Annotated in this window: 12 protein-coding genes; 7 read left to right on the top strand and 5 right to left on the bottom strand. The window is 66.3% G+C overall.

Annotation, left to right across the window (positions count from 1 at the left end; all coding sequences use genetic code 11):
* Nucleotide 1: 1 nt before the first annotated feature.
* Entirely contained in the window at nt 2–706 is a 705-nt protein-coding gene (locus JLK41_RS17785) for a 4'-phosphopantetheinyl transferase family protein (RefSeq protein WP_134677208.1), read from the bottom strand.
* A 442-nt stretch (nt 707–1148) separates the two neighbouring features.
* On the opposite strand from JLK41_RS17785, the gene JLK41_RS17780 reads away from it, so the two are divergent.
* The gene (locus JLK41_RS17780; protein WP_210389484.1) at nt 1149–3023 is read left to right on the top strand and encodes an MFS transporter; all 1875 of its coding nucleotides are present in this window, start codon (nt 1149–1151) and stop codon (nt 3021–3023) included.
* A gap of 79 nt (nt 3024–3102) precedes the next feature.
* On the opposite strand, the gene sugE is transcribed toward JLK41_RS17780, so the two are convergent.
* The 3 genes from sugE to JLK41_RS17765 all read right to left on the bottom strand — a co-directional run bounded on the left by sugE (nt 3103) and on the right by JLK41_RS17765 (nt 5555).
* Nucleotides 3103–3417 (bottom strand): quaternary ammonium compound efflux SMR transporter SugE, encoded by a 315-nt coding sequence (sugE, locus tag JLK41_RS17775; RefSeq protein ID WP_037056406.1) that lies wholly within the window; start codon nt 3415–3417, stop codon nt 3103–3105.
* Between the two features lie 143 nt (nt 3418–3560).
* The gene (locus JLK41_RS17770; protein WP_037056404.1) at nt 3561–4508 is read right to left on the bottom strand and encodes a bile acid:sodium symporter family protein; all 948 of its coding nucleotides are present in this window, start codon (nt 4506–4508) and stop codon (nt 3561–3563) included.
* A 177-nt stretch (nt 4509–4685) separates the two neighbouring features.
* Nucleotides 4686–5555, bottom strand: a complete 870-nt coding sequence (locus JLK41_RS17765; RefSeq protein WP_037056402.1) for a MurR/RpiR family transcriptional regulator — start codon at nt 5553–5555, stop codon at nt 4686–4688.
* Between the two features lie 203 nt (nt 5556–5758).
* Here JLK41_RS17765 and zwf point away from each other — a divergent pair, with 203 nt between their 5' ends.
* The 6 genes from zwf to JLK41_RS17735 all read left to right on the top strand — a co-directional run bounded on the left by zwf (nt 5759) and on the right by JLK41_RS17735 (nt 11891).
* Nucleotides 5759–7228, top strand: coding sequence for a glucose-6-phosphate dehydrogenase (gene zwf / locus JLK41_RS17760; RefSeq protein ID WP_210389483.1), 1470 nt, complete (start codon nt 5759–5761; stop codon nt 7226–7228).
* On the top strand, nt 7215–7928 hold the full coding sequence (pgl, locus tag JLK41_RS17755) for a 6-phosphogluconolactonase (RefSeq protein ID WP_210389482.1): 714 nt from the start codon (nt 7215–7217) through the stop codon (nt 7926–7928). The genes zwf and pgl overlap by 14 nt, the downstream gene beginning before the upstream one ends.
* Nucleotide 7929: 1 nt before the next feature.
* The gene (locus tag JLK41_RS17750; RefSeq protein ID WP_037056395.1) at nt 7930–8601 is read left to right on the top strand and encodes a bifunctional 4-hydroxy-2-oxoglutarate aldolase/2-dehydro-3-deoxy-phosphogluconate aldolase; all 672 of its coding nucleotides are present in this window, start codon (nt 7930–7932) and stop codon (nt 8599–8601) included.
* Between the two features lie 186 nt (nt 8602–8787).
* On the top strand, nt 8788–10710 hold the full coding sequence (locus tag JLK41_RS17745; RefSeq protein ID WP_210389481.1) for a methyl-accepting chemotaxis protein: 1923 nt from the start codon (nt 8788–8790) through the stop codon (nt 10708–10710).
* Nucleotides 10711–11034: 324 nt separating this feature from the next.
* Complete coding sequence (locus JLK41_RS17740) at nt 11035–11460, top strand: YciI family protein (RefSeq protein ID WP_037056390.1); 426 nt, start codon at nt 11035–11037, stop codon at nt 11458–11460.
* Nucleotides 11461–11471: 11 nt separating this feature from the next.
* Complete coding sequence (locus JLK41_RS17735) at nt 11472–11891, top strand: VOC family protein (RefSeq protein ID WP_037056387.1); 420 nt, start codon at nt 11472–11474, stop codon at nt 11889–11891.
* 195 nt (nt 11892–12086) lie between these two features.
* On the opposite strand, the gene ggpS is transcribed toward JLK41_RS17735, so the two are convergent.
* Nucleotides 12087–14345, bottom strand: a complete 2259-nt coding sequence (ggpS, locus tag JLK41_RS17730; protein WP_047588528.1) for a glucosylglycerol-phosphate synthase — start codon at nt 14343–14345, stop codon at nt 12087–12089.
* Nucleotides 14346–14364: the final 19 nt, after the last annotated feature.

Raw genomic sequence — 14364 nt, 5'->3', positions numbered from 1 at the left:
CTCAGGCCGCCACGGCGACCAGGCTCAGCAGCCTGTCGTCGAACCGGGCGAACTGGCCCTCCAGCTCGGCGCCCGTGCGCCAGTCCGGGTGCAGGTCGATCAGCAGGCGCAGGCGGGCGCTGTCGTGATCGGCCTCGAGCAGCTCGGCGTCGTGGAAATAGAAGCGCGTCAGGGTCAGCGGGTAGAGCGCCTTGAACAGGCTTTCCTTCAGCGAGAAGGTCAGGCTGATGCGCAGGGCGCGGGCCGCGTCGTCCAGAGGCTGCAGGCGCTGCAGCTCGGCCTCGGTGAGAATCTCTCCCTGCAGGCGCAGGGCGCGCTCCGTCGGCAGCAGGCGTTCCACGTCCAGGCCCAGGGCGCGCCAGCGATTGCGCGGGGCGACCAGCGCGGCGGCCCAGTTGTCGCCGTGGGTGATCGAGCCGGCGACGCCTGACGGCCACTGCGGCGCACGATCGTCACCGACGGCCGGCACCTGGGCGTTGCCGGTCACGCGGCGCAGGGCTTCGCGGGCGCAGAGGCGACCGGCCAGGTATTCGGCCTGGCGCTTGGCCACGCCGCGCACTGGCGCGATGGCGCAGCGGGGGAAGTCGTCGGCGGCCAGCTGCGTGGGGTCGAAGCGCGTGCTGATCAGCTGCGCACCGGCCAGCGGGCGGGGCAGTGGGTCGTGGTCGTCGAGCGGGCTGCAGCAGGCGGGGTGGTAGGCATTCATGGCCGCGATTGTGCCGCGCGGCGGACCGCCCAGTCATCCATCGTTTACATTTCTTTGCAGGCAGTTAACAAAGCTAAACGGACGTTGCCCCGGGCTTTTGTCAGACTGCGCCTGCATTCCTCAGGGAATGCAGGTGAGGTTGTAGTCAGTGCGAGGCGCTGACGTTTTCTCCGAGTTCGAGAACGGTAGCCCGATTGGGCTGCCGTTTTTTTTGCTCGTTTTTCTGGGCGTGCACGAATGGGGGCACGCTTCAGCGATCCATCGCTCTGGTGGATGTAAAAGGCGACATCCACCCTACGGTGCTGGTGGATGTGAGAGGCGACATTCGCCCTGCGGCTCCGCGTGATCGCCAAGGCGTTCGCATTTGCGCTGTGGCTTTCTGGAGGGTATTTGCAGTCAAATGCCTGTGCGGGCAAACCAACCCCCGCGAGGACCATGGACGATGACCCAACAATCGCAATTCGCCCTGCTCGGCAAGAAGCGCTTCCTGCCGTTCTTCATGACGCAATTGCTCGGCGCCTTCAACGACAACATCTTCAAGCAGTCGCTGATTCTCGCCATCCTCTTCAAGCTCAACACTGGCGTCGACCGCGATCTGCTGGTCAATCTCTGCGCGCTGCTGTTCATCCTGCCGTTCTTTCTGTTTTCCGCGCTGGGCGGCCAGTTCGGCGAGAAGTTCGCCAAGGACGCGCTGATCCGCAAGATCAAGCTCGCCGAGATCTTCATCATGCTCGCCGGGGCTGCCGGGGTGCTGCTCGACAGCCTGCCGCTGATGCTCGGCGTGCTGTTCGCCATGGGCACGCAGTCGGCGCTGTTCGGCCCGGTGAAGTATTCGATCCTGCCGCAGCACCTGCAGGAGCAGGAGCTGGTGGGGGGCAACGCGCTGGTGGAAATGGGCACCTTCCTGGCGATCCTCGCGGGCACCATCGGTGCCGGGGTGATGATGGCCAGCAGCAGCTACGCGCCCATCGTCGCCGCTTCGGTGGTGGGGGTGGCGGTGCTCGGCTACCTGGCCAGTCAGGGCATTCCGAAGGCCTCGGCGGCCATGCCGGAGTTGCAGCTGGACTGGAACATCTTCCGCCAGTCCTGGGTGATCATGAAGCTCGGCCTGGGCCAGCGCCCGGCGGTGTCGCGCTCGCTGGTGGGCAACTCCTGGTTCTGGTTTCTCGGCGCGATTTACCTGACGCAGATTCCGGCCTACTCCAAGGAGTGGCTGTACGGCGACGAGAGCGTGGTGACGCTGATCCTCACCGTGTTCTCGCTGGGCATCGGCCTGGGGTCGATGCTGTGCGAGCGCATGAGCGGGCACAAGGTGGAGATCGGCCTGGTGCCGTTCGGCTCCATCGGCCTTACCCTGTTCGGCATCCTGCTTTGGTGGTTCTCCGGCGGCTTTCCGCAGGGCGCCGCGCCGCATGACTGGTTGGCGCTGCTGGGCCATGGCCAGGCCTGGTGGATCCTCGGCTGCATCCTCGGCATCGGCCTGTTCGGCGGCTTCTACATCGTGCCGCTGTATGCGCTGATCCAGTCGCGCACGGCGGAGCACGAGCGGGCGCGGGTGATCGCCGCCAACAACATCCTCAATGCGCTGTTCATGGTGGTCTCGGCCATCGTCGCGATTCTCTTCCTCAGCGTCGCCGGGCTGTCGATTCCGCAGCTGTTCCTGGTGGTGTCGCTGATGAACATCGCGGTCAACAGCTACATCTTCAAGATCGTCCCCGAGTTCAGCATGCGCTTTCTCATCTGGCTGCTCGGGCGTTCGATGTACCGGGTCGAGCACAAGGGGCTCGAGGCGATCCCTGACGAAGGCGCTGCGGTGCTGGTGTGCAACCACGTGTCCTTCGTCGATGCACTGCTGATCGGTGGTGCGGTGCGGCGGCCGATTCGGTTCGTCATGTACTACCGGATCTACGACCTGCCGGTGCTCAACTTCGTCTTCCGCACGGCCGGCACCGTGCCGATCGCCGGGCGCAACGAGGACCTGCTGATCTACGACGCGGCGTTCAAGAAGATCGCCGAGTACCTGCGCAATGGCGAGCTGGTGTGCATCTTCCCCGAGGGCAAGCTGACCACCGATGGCGAGATCGACGAGTTCAAGGCCGGGGTCGAGCGCATTCTCGACGAGAACCCGGTGCCGGTGATCCCCATGGCCTTGCAGGGCCTGTGGGGCAGCTTCTTCAGCCGTGACCCGCACAAGGGCTTGTTCAAGCGCCTGTGGTCGCGGGTGTGCCTGGTGGCGGGCCAGCCCGTCGCCGCGCAGGACGCCAGGCGCGAGGTGCTGCAGGCGCAGGTGGCGGAGCTGCGCGGGGACTGGCGTTGATCTGAATTCAGGGGGGGAGGGCTGCAGTCATGCAGGCGGCGCCGCGCTGCTGAAGCACCTCCCGCCGGGCTGATCGGGCTCAATGGCTCAGCTTGAGTCCGATCAGCCCGCAGACGATCAGCGCCACGCTGGCCAGGCGCAGCAGGGCCATCGATTCACCGAACAGAATGATGCCGGCGATCACCGTGCCCACGGCGCCGACACCGGTCCAGATGGCGTAGGCCGTGCCCAGCGGCAGTTCCTTCATGGCCAGGCCGAGCAGGCCAAGGCTGATCAGCATCGCGCAGACGGTCAGGGCGGTGGGCAGGGGGCGGGTGAAGCCGTCGGTGTATTTCAGGCCGATGGCCCAGCCGACTTCGAACAGGCCGGCGAGCAGCAGGATGATCCAGGACATATAGCCTCCAGGGGTGACTGAAGGGGCCGTCCCCGGATGAGCCACCCTGGGCTCAGGGTGTGGAGGTCGTCCTCGCGTGCGCCATTATTGTGCATATCGGCGCGCCCGGGGCAAGGCGCCCCGGATTGGTGCGAGTGCTGGGCTCAGTCGCTGTGCGTGCCTGTGCCCTGGCCCATGCGCCGGTAGAGGGTCGCCAGCAGTGGCCCGGAGAGGTTGTGCCAGACGCTGAACAGGGCGCTGGGCACGGCGGCCAGCGGGCTGAAGTGGGCGCTGGCCAGGGCGGCGCCGAGGCCGGAGTTCTGCATGCCGACCTCGATGGACAGGGTCTTGCGTTGCGCCAGCGACATGCCGAACAGGCGTCCGGCCAGGTAGCCCAGGCCCAGGCCGATGCCGTTGTGCAGGATCACCACGGCCATGATCAGCAGGCCGGATTCGGCGATCTTGCCCTGGCTGGCGGCCACCACCGCCGCGACGATGGCGACGATGCTCACCACCGATATCAGCGGCAGCACCTCGACGGCGGTCTTCACCCGCTCACCCAGCAGGCGCTGGGCGACCAGGCCGAGCACGATGGGCAGCAGCACCATCTTGAGGATGGAAATGAACATGGCGCTGAAGGACACCGGCAGCCATTCCGAGGCCAGCAGCCAGATCAGCGCGGGCGTCACCAGCGGGGCGAGCAGGGTGGTCACGGCGGTGATCGACACCGACAGCGCCAGGTCGCCACGGGCGAACCAGGTGATGACGTTGGAGGCGGTGCCGCCCGGGCAGCAGCCCACCAGTATCACGCCGACGGCGATTTCCGCCGGCAGCGCGAAGGCCTGGCACAGCGCCCAGGCCAGCAGCGGCATGATGCTGAATTGCGCCACCACGCCGAGCAGCACCGCCAGTGGCCGGCGCGCGACTTCCTGGAAGTCGGCAGCCTTGAGGGTCAGGCCCATGCCGAACATGATCAGCCCGAGCAGCGGGACGATCCAGGCGGTCAGCGGCAGGAACCAGCTGGGCTGGAAGAAGGCCGCGATGGCGAACAGCAGCACCCAGACGGCGAAGGTGTTGCCGATGAAGCGGCTGAGGGTGATCAGGGCTTGCATGGTGTGTTTCCTGGCAGGTTCGGAAAAGTCGGCCAGCCTAGCAGAAGCGCTGCTGGTCGGGTCGGGTACGCAGCCGCTGCGTGTAGCGCTGCGTACCCGGGTCGTAGGAACCGGCTTGCCGGCGATGCTTTTTCCAGGAGGGCACGGATCGCGAGCCAGCCCGCTCCTGCAGACGCCTTACAGCGGTTCCTCGTCCGCCGGGTAGCGGCTGGCGCTGAGGCTCTCCTTGATCTTGCGCAGGTGCGGCTGGAAGTCCACGCCACGGCGCAGGGTGACGCCGGTGGCGAGCACGTCGAGCACGGTGAGCTGGATGATGCGCGAGGTCATCGGCATGTAGATGTCGGTGTCTTCCGGTAGCGGAATGTCCAGGCTCAGGGTGCTGGCCTTGGCCAGCGGCGAGCCGGCGGCGGTGAGGCCGAGCACCGAGGCGCCGTTCTCGCGCGCCAGGCGGGCGACCTCCACCAGTTCGCGGGTGCGCCCGGTGTAGGAAATGATCACGAACAGGTCGCCGGTGTGCGCCACCGAGGCGATCATGCGCTGCATCAGCACGTCGGAGTGGGCCGACACCGCCAGGTTGAAGCGGAAGAACTTGTGCTGTGCGTCCAGCGCCACCGAGGACGAGGCGCCGAGGCCGAAGAAATGGATCTGCCGCGCCTGGATCAGCAGGTCGACGGCGCGGCTGACGTGCTGTGCGTCGAGGCTCTGGCAGGCGGCGTCGAGCGAGGCGATGGTGCTGCCGAAGATCTTCCGGGTGTAGGCCTCGGGGCCGTCGTCGGCGGACACCGCACGGCTGACGTAGGCGGCGCCACTGGCCAGGCTCTGCGCCAGCTGCATCTTCAGTTCCGGGTAGCCGTTGGCGCCGAAGGAGCGGCAGAAGCGGTTGACCGTCGGCTCGCTGACCCCGGCAGCCTGGGCGAGAGCGGCAATGCTGAAGCGGGTGGCCTGCTGGGGGTCGTAGAGGATCACCTCGGCGACCTTGCGTTCAGCCTTGTTCAGGTCGTCCAGGCGGCTCTGGATCTTTTCCAGCAGGTTGCGCACGCGGTCCATAGGGGCTCCTAACAGGCGGTTGAACGGGGGTGGCGGCATCGCGACGGGCGGTAAGACAGCCGGCCTATCCTACTGATGACGCTCGATGGTCTCCACCGACTTCTCTGTTCTAGAAAATAATGTTGTTGCTATAACAATATTTACCCTTGATAAAACCCTTATCAACCGGTATTTCTAACGCATCTTGATAAAAGAACAATCTCATGGCCGCAATCAAGCTTGAATCCTGTACCTTCGCCCTGTTCGGTGCCCTGGGTGATCTCGCCTTGCGCAAGCTGTTTCCCGCGCTTTACCAACTCGATCGTGCCGGTTTGCTGCACGATGGCACGCGCATCCTGGCGCTGGCCCGCGAGGCCGGGACCCCGGACAGCCACCTGGGCGCCATCGAGCAGGCGCTGCGCCTGCATGTGCCGGCCAAGGAACTGACGGACGTCGACCTCTCGCGTTTCCTGGCGCGGCTGAACTACCTGAGCATGGATTTTCTCAAGGCCGAGGACTACGCGGCGCTGCTCGAGCACGTCAGTCCGCAGGATCAACTGATCGCCTACTTCGCCACGCCGGCCTCCGTCTATGGCGGCATCTGCAGCAACCTGGCGGCCGTCGGCCTGGCCGAGGGCACGCGGGTGGTGCTGGAGAAACCCATCGGTCACGACCTGGCGTCCTCGCGCGCGGTCAACGATGCGGTGGCCCGGGTGTTCCCCGAGAACCGCGTCTATCGCATCGACCATTACCTGGGCAAGGAGACGGTGCAGAACCTGATCGCCCTGCGTTTCGCCAACAGCCTGTTCGAGACCCAGTGGAACCAGAACCATATCTCCCACGTGGAAATCACCGTGGCCGAGAAGGTGGGGATCGAAGGGCGCTGGGGCTACTTCGATCAGGCCGGGCAGTTGCGCGACATGATCCAGAATCACCTGCTGCAGCTGCTCTGCCTGATCGCCATGGACCCGCCCAGCGACCTCTCCGCCGACAGCATCCGTGACGAGAAGGTCAAGGTGCTCAAGGCGCTGGAGCCGATCAGCGTCGAGCAGCTCGGCCAGCGCGTGGTGCGCGGCCAGTACGTCGCCGGCAGCAGCGACGGGCGGCCGGTGCCCGGCTACCTGGAGGAAGAGAACTCCAACACGCAGAGCGATACCGAGACCTTCGTCGCCCTGCGTGCGGACATCCGCAACTGGCGCTGGGCCGGCGTGCCGTTCTACCTGCGCACCGGCAAGCGCATGCCGCAGAAGCTGTCGCAGATCGTCATTCACTTCAAGGCGCCGCCGCACTACATCTTCGCCCCGGAGCAGCGCCAGCTGATCGGCAACAAGCTGATCATCCGCCTGCAGCCGGACGAGGGCATCGCCCTGCAGGTGCTGACCAAGGACCAGGGGCTGGACAAGGGCATGCAGCTGCGCAGCGGCCCGCTGCAGCTGAGCTTCTCCGACACCTATCGCAGCGCCCGCATCCCCGACGCCTACGAGCGGTTGCTGCTGGAGGTGATGCGCGGCAACCAGAACCTGTTCGTACGCAAGGACGAGATCGAGTATGCCTGGCAGTGGTGCGATCAGCTGATCGACGGCTGGCAGCGTCTGGGCGAAGCGCCGAAACCCTACACGGCAGGCAGCTGGGGGCCGATGGCCTCGGTGGCGCTGATCACTCGCGACGGGAGGAGCTGGTATGGCGATCTCTGAGCTGCCGTTGCCGCCGGGGGTCAACGGCTGCGCGCACGGCGATGCCGGGCAACTGGCCGAGGCACTGGCGCAGCGCGTTGCCGCTGCACTGCGCCAGGCGCTTGCCGAGCGTGGCCAGGCGATCCTGGTGGTGTCCGGCGGGCGCAGCCCGGTGGCGTTCTTCGAGGCGCTGGCGCAGCAGGCGCTGCCCTGGGCGCAGGTGCTGGTGAGCCTGGCCGACGAGCGCTGGGTGCCGGTCAATCATGCCGCCAGCAACGAAGCCCTGGTGCGCCGTCATCTGTTGCGCGGGGCGGCTGCCGAGGCGCGCTTTCTCAGCCTCTATCAGGTCGCCGGCAGCCATGAGCAGGCCGCCGAGCTGGCCGATGCCGCCGTCGCCGAGATGGCAGACATCGATGTGCTGGTGCTGGGCATGGGCGACGATGGCCATACCGCCTCGCTGTTCCCCGGCAGCGCCCACCTGCGGCAGGCGCTGCAGGCGGATTGCCCGCGCCGCGTCCTGGCGATGCTCGCGCCGAGCGAGCCGACGCAGCGCCTGACCCTGACCCTGCCGGTACTGGCCCGTGCGCGCCTGCCGCTGCTGGCGATCCAGGGCCAGGCGAAACTGAACACACTGAGCGCGGCGCTGCTGCCGGGTGAGATCGCCGAGCTGCCGATCCGCGCTTTCCTGCATTCCCCTCTCGAAATTCATTGGTGCCCCTGACATGACCAGCCTCGACCAAGACCAGCGCGCGCGCATGGCCGAAAAAATCGCCGAGATCGACCGCATCTGTGCCCAGGCGCGGATCATGCCGGTGATCACCATCGCCCGCGAGGCGGACATCCTGCCGCTGGCCGATGCCCTGGCGGCAGGTGGTCTGCGCGTGCTGGAAGTGACCCTGCGCTCGGAGCACGGCCTGGAGGCGATCCGTCGTCTGCGCGCCGAACGGCCCGAGCTCTGCGTCGGTGCCGGCACCGTGCTGGATGAGCAGATGCTGGAGGCGGCCACCGCCGCTGGCGCGCAGTTCATCGTCACGCCGGGGAGCACGCGCGAGCTGCTGCTGGCGGCGCTGGACAATCCCTTGCCCTTGCTGCCGGGGGTGAGCAGCGCCTCGGAGCTGATGGTCGGCTACGCCCTCGGCTACCGCCGCTTCAAGCTGTTCCCGGCGGAGCTGTGCGGCGGCGTCGCGGCGCTCAAGGCGCTGTCCGGGCCTTTCGGTGGCGTGCGCTTCTGTCCTACCGGCGGCGTCAATCCGGACAACCTGCAGCGCTACATGGAGCAGCCCAACGTCATGTGCGTGGGCGGTACCTGGATGTTCCAGCGCGAGTGGGTGGAGAACGGCGACTGGGCGCGGATCCAGCAGTGCAGCGCCGAGGCCTTGCAGCTGTTGGGCTGAAGCAGGGCGCTCGATCAATTTCCGTCCAAGGTCACTTATATGGTCATCTAGTTGAATGATGACTTAATAGTGGCGCCATGATATCGTCGACCGATCAGTCACTTCCGAGTGCCGTGGTTAGCGTGCTGGCAACAAGAACAATTCTCCAGCGGATATCCAATCCCCATTCCTTGGACGGAGAATTTCATGAGCAAATGGCTCGGCAATGTCAGTGTCACCCTCAAGCTCGCTATCAGCTTCGGCCTCGTGCTTCTGCTTACCCTGCTTCTGGCGATCACCGGCTGGGACGGTATCGGCCGCCTCATCGAGCGCGGCCAGCGGGTCATCGAGATCAATGAGGTCAACAACCTGCTCGATGACCTGAGAGTCAACCGCGTGCGTTACGTCATGAGCAACGGCGACAAGGCGCTGGGAGACGAGATGCAGCGTGCGCTCGACCTCTACCGTGCATCGCATGAGCGCATCATGGGCAACTTCAGGTCGGCCGATAACATCCGCCTGCTCAAGCAGCAGAACGGCCAGATCGCCCATTATCAGGAGGCCCTGACGACCATGCGCAGCGCCTTCGCCGACGCCGCCGCGACGCGCCAGGAGATGGGCCGCCTGGCCCGTGAAGTCTTCGCCGAGATCGAGGCCCTCGACGCGGTGATCGCGCGCATGCCGGACTACGACCCGCAGCGGCAGGTGCGCTACCGGGCCATGCGTGATGCCAAGGAAGGCATCCAGCTGATGCGCTACGAGGTGCGTGGCTACACCGCCAAGGTCAATGCCGACAGCGAAGCCGCGGTGGTTCGCCAGGTGCAGCGAACCGCCGACAGCCTGGCTCAGCTCGAGGTGTCGATGGGCAGCGAGAGTGCGGCGCAGGTCGAAGCCATTCAGCGTGGCTTCGACAGCTACCGGGCGGTGGTGACGGCCTTCCAGCAGGCCAACACGGCGGCGATCGCGGCGCGTGACGAATTGGACCGGACCGGCAACGAAATCGTCAAACTGAGCGATCAGCTCATCCACAACCAGGTGCTGCAGCGTGACAGCGACACGGCCGCCGCCAAGTCCATGCAGCTGATCACCACGCTGGTGGCGCTGGCCATCGGCATCGGTTCGGCGATCCTGATCACCCGGCAGATCACCCGGCCGCTGGGTGACACGCTGGCGGTGGTGGAGCGCATCGCCTCCGGCGACCTCACCGATCTGCCGCCGAGCACGCGCCGCGACGAGATCGGCGTGCTGCAGCAAGGCGTCCAGCGCATGGGCCAATCCCTGCGCGAGCTCATCGGTGGCATTCGTGACAGCGTGAGCCAGATCGCCAGTGCCGCCGAAGAACTGTCGGCGGTGACCGAGCAGACCAGCGCCGGGGTCAACAGCCAGAAGCAGGAGACCGATCAGGTCGCGACCGCCATGCAGGAAATGTCCGCGACGGTGAACGAGGTGGCGCGCAATGCCGAGCAGGCATCGCTCGCGGCCGCCGATGCCGACGCCGAGGCGCACCAGGGCGATCAGGTGGTGAACGAGGCGATCGAGCAGATCGAGGTGCTGGCCAGCGAAATGGTGCGCTCTACCGATGCGATGAACCTGCTGCAGAAGGAAAGCGAGAAGATCGGCAGCGTGATGGACGTGATCAAGGCCGTTGCCGATCAGACCAACCTGCTGGCGCTCAACGCTGCCATCGAAGCCGCCCGCGCCGGCGAGGCCGGGCGCGGTTTTGCCGTGGTGGCCGACGAGGTGCGCGGCCTGGCGCGGCGCACGCAGCAGTCCACCGAGGAGATCGAGGCGCTGATCGGGGCCTTGCAGCGTGGTACCCAGCAGGTAGCGGGCGTGCTGGCGGAAAGCCGTGGCCTGACCGAAGGCAGTGTCGAGCTGGCGCGCAAGGCCGGCTCGGCGCTGGGGGTGATCAACCAGAAGGTCTCCAACATCCAGTCGATGAACCAGCAGATCGCTGCGGCTGCCGAGCAGCAGGGCGCGGTTGCCGAGGAGATCGGCCGCAGCGTGCTCAACGTGCGCGAGGTTGCCGAACAGACCGCCGCTGCCAGCGAGGAAACGGCGGCCAGCTCGGTGGAACTGGCGCGACTGGGCAACCATCTGCAGGTGCTGGTCAGCCGCTTCCGCGTCTGAGCCGAGCCGGTGTCGGTGCGCCGGGCGCACCCTCGTTCATCGATCCCTCCCGTGCGGCGCCCGGCAATTGGGCGCCCAATCGCTCGACCCTGTACTAGAGTGGCCTGGGTCCGGCGTGCAGCGCGTGCTGTCGCCGGGCGTTCATTCAGTGGGGTGGGCGGCGACGCCGGTTCGCAGCGTCGAACGTGCGCTGAAATTTTTTTTCCGGCGCCTGTCGATTCTTCCGTTGCCCGTTCGACTACTGCATAGAACCCCGCCCAGGGTTCACTGTCAGCCGTAGGGAGACGCCCTGCGCGCGATTCGACTCGAACAAGGAGAAAGGCGATGCGTTTCATGGTGATTGTCAAAGCAACCGCAGATTCCGAGGCCGGCATGATGCCCAGCGAGGAGCTGCTGACGGCCATGGGTCAGTACAACGAGGAACTGGCGGCGGCCGGTGTGATCCAGGCCGCCGAAGGCCTGCACCCCAGCTCGAAGGGCGCGCGGGTGCGCTTTTCCGGCGCGCAGCGCACGGTGATCGATGGCCCGTTCATGGAAACCAAGGAGCTGGTGGCCGGTTTCTGGATCTTCCAGGTCGAGTCGCTGCAGGCCTGCATCGACTGGGTCAAGCGTTGCCCCAATCCCATGCCTGGCGAGTCCGACATCGAGATTCGGCAGATCTTCGATGCCGAGGATTTCGGCGCCGAGTTCACCCCCGAGTTGCGTGAGCAGGAAGAACGCATTCGCGCACGCATGTGCGCTGAAGACTGAGGAGAGAATCGATGAAAATCCATGCCTATCTGATCTTCGACGGCCAGTGCGAAGCGGCCTTCAACTTCTACGCCGAGCTGCTGGGCGGCAAGCTGGAGCTGATGCGCTTCGCTGACAGCCCGGAGGCCGGCGAGGTGCCGGCGCAGTTCCATGACCGGGTGATGCACGTGTGCCTGACGGCGGGCGACCAGGTGCTGATGGCATCCGACACCATCCCGCAGTACCCGCATGAGGGTATCAAGGGCTGCTCGATTTCCCTGCAGGTGGACAACGTGCCCGAGGCCGAACGGCTGTACGCGGCACTCTCGGAGGGGGGCGAGGTGCAGATGGCGCTGCAGGCCACCTTCTGGGCGACCCGCTTCGCCATGCTCACCGACCGTTTCGGTGTGCCGTGGATGATCAACTGCGTGGTCGATAGCCAGCAGGGCTGACGGCGGCAGGGTGCAATCCGGGAACGCGGGATTGCACCCTGCGCGGCATTGCGCGTTAGCCGCGAAAAACTGAGGCGGCTCCTGCACGAGCAGCTATCCGACGGTGCTCGGTGGGAGGGGCTTCAGCCGCGATCAGTCGAGAAGCTCGCCGCTGAAGCGCCTGCCGCAAGGCACAGCCTCCGCCCGTTGGTGCTGCTAGCTCACCAGCGTCAGCGGCTCGGGCTCCTGCTGGAGCTGCACGCCGGCGAGGAATTCCTCGCCCCAGCGGCGGATGTCGTTGTAGCAGACGATATCGAACAGCTCGCGCAGGCGCGCCTGCGCCTCGCTCTTCGGCAGGTTGAGGGCCAGGTAGCAGGTCTGCGCCAGGTCGGCCGGGTCATGCGGGTTGGTCAGCAGCGCCCCCTTGAGTTCGGCTGCCGCGCCGGCGAACTCCGACAGCACCAGCACGCCACGTCCGTCGAGCAGGCCCTGGGCGGCGACGAACTCCTTGGCCACCAGGTTGAGGCCGTCACGCAGCGGGGTGATCCACATCACGTCGGCCATGGCGTACCAGGCGCTGACTTCCTCGAACGGCAGGCTGCGGAAGAAAAACTGCAGCGGCGTCCAGCCGATCCGTGCGAAGCGGCCATTGATGCGCCCCACGGCCTGTTCGATCTGCGTCTGCAGCTCGTCGTAGATGGTCATTTCCTTGGCTGCCGGTACGCACACGGTGACCAGGGTGACCTTGCCGATCAGCTCGGGATTGTCCGCGAGCAGACGCTCGTAGGCGTTGAGCTTTTCCAGGATGCCCTTGGTGTAGTCGAGGCGTTCCACCGAGAGGATCAGCTTGACGCCTTTCATCTCCTCACGCAGCTGGCCCATCAGCTCCTTGATCTTCGGCGCCTCCAGGGCGCTGCGCACGCGGTCGATGTCCAGCCCGACCGGATGGGCGCCGAGCTTGACCTGGCGGGTGCCGGTGTCGAGGGCGGTGGTCATGCGCTCCAGACCCACGGCGCAGCCGTAGGTGATGAAGCGCGGCGCGCAGTTCTGCCGTTCCAGGGTCTTGAGCGGGAACACGCCACGGGCGACGTCGACGAAGTTCTCCACCTGGCGCGGGATGTGGAAACCGATGTAGTCGCACTGCAGCAGGCTGCCGACGATCTGCCGGCGCCAGGGCAGCACGTTGAACACGTCCGCCGAGGGGAAGTAGGTGTGGTGGAAGAAGGCGATGCGCAGGTCCGGGCGCAGCTCGCGCAGGTAGGCCGGGACCATCCACAGGTTGTAGTCGTGCAGCCAGACGATGGCGCCTTCGGCGGCTTCCAGCGCGGTGCGCTCGGCGAAGGCGCGGTTGACCTTGAGAAAGATCTGCCAGTCGTCCTCGTTGAAGGTGGCGCGCTCCCAGAAGGTGTGCAGGGTCGGCCAGAAGGCCTCCTTGGAGAAGCGCTTGTAGAAGATGTCGACCTCTTCCTTGCTCAGCTTGACCCGCGCTGCGGTGAGCTTGGGATAGCGCTCGGCATCCACCGTGGTGTGGCTGTCGAACGGCTCGTCGTCGTCCTCGTGCACGGCCCAGGCGACCCAAGAGCCGGGGCGGCCGTCGCCGAAGAAACTCAGCAGGGTCGGGATGATGCCGTTGGGCGAGGTGGGACGGCGACGCTGCAGCTTGCCGGCGGCGTTGCGGTATTCCTCGTAGGGTAGGCGGTGATAGACCATCACCAGTTCGGACTTGCCAGGTTGTGCCGCCTGGCGACGTTCGGCGGCGATGCCGTGCTCGCCGAGGAAGCCGAAGTGGGCGAAGGCCTCGAGGATGCCGCCACAGCCGGGGCGGTTGGCGTGCAGGGTCCGCGAATGATGACGGGTGGCTTCCAGCAGCGCGCCCTCGGACTGGCCGACGCACACGCCATGGAAGCTGGCGCTGAGCATGGACAGGTCGTTGAGCGTGTCGCCCGCCGCCAGCACCTGGTCATGGTTCAGCTCCAGCCAGTCGGCCAGGGCCTTGAGGCTGCTGCCCTTGTTCACGCCCCGGGGCAGGAAGTCCAGGTACAGCTCGGCGGAGTACAGCAGGTCGCAGCCCAGCTGCTCCGCTGCTTCGCGCAGCGCCGGGTTGGCCGCCTGCTCGGGCGTGCAGAAGTAGGAACAGCGGCGCGCCTGCGGCACGTCCTGGCGTTCCAGGCCGAAGGATTCGATGGCGCTGGCGACCTGGCTCTCACCGGGCCAGTGGGCATCGACCAGGCTCTGCAGCGGCTGGATCGGCTGCAGGCTGTCGCCGTGCACCAGGGTCGCCCCGACGTCGGCGATGATGTAATCCGGCTGCGGCAGCGTCGGGTCGGCCAGCAGCGGCAGCACCGCCTCCAGGCTGCGCCCGGTGACGTAGGCGAGCTTGATCTCGGGGTGAGCGGCGATGGTCTGATAGAGGCTCAGGCGATCCTCGGGATCGCCGGCGAGAAAGGTTCCATCCAGGTCGGTGGCTAATAGCATCGTTGTTTCTCCAGAAGTG

The organism is Ectopseudomonas khazarica (genome assembly GCF_017915135.1).
Classification (GTDB): Bacteria; Pseudomonadota; Gammaproteobacteria; order Pseudomonadales; family Pseudomonadaceae; genus Aquipseudomonas; species Aquipseudomonas khazarica.
Note: the sequence above shows the minus strand (reverse complement) of the source record. Positions and strands in the feature narration are given on the sequence as shown.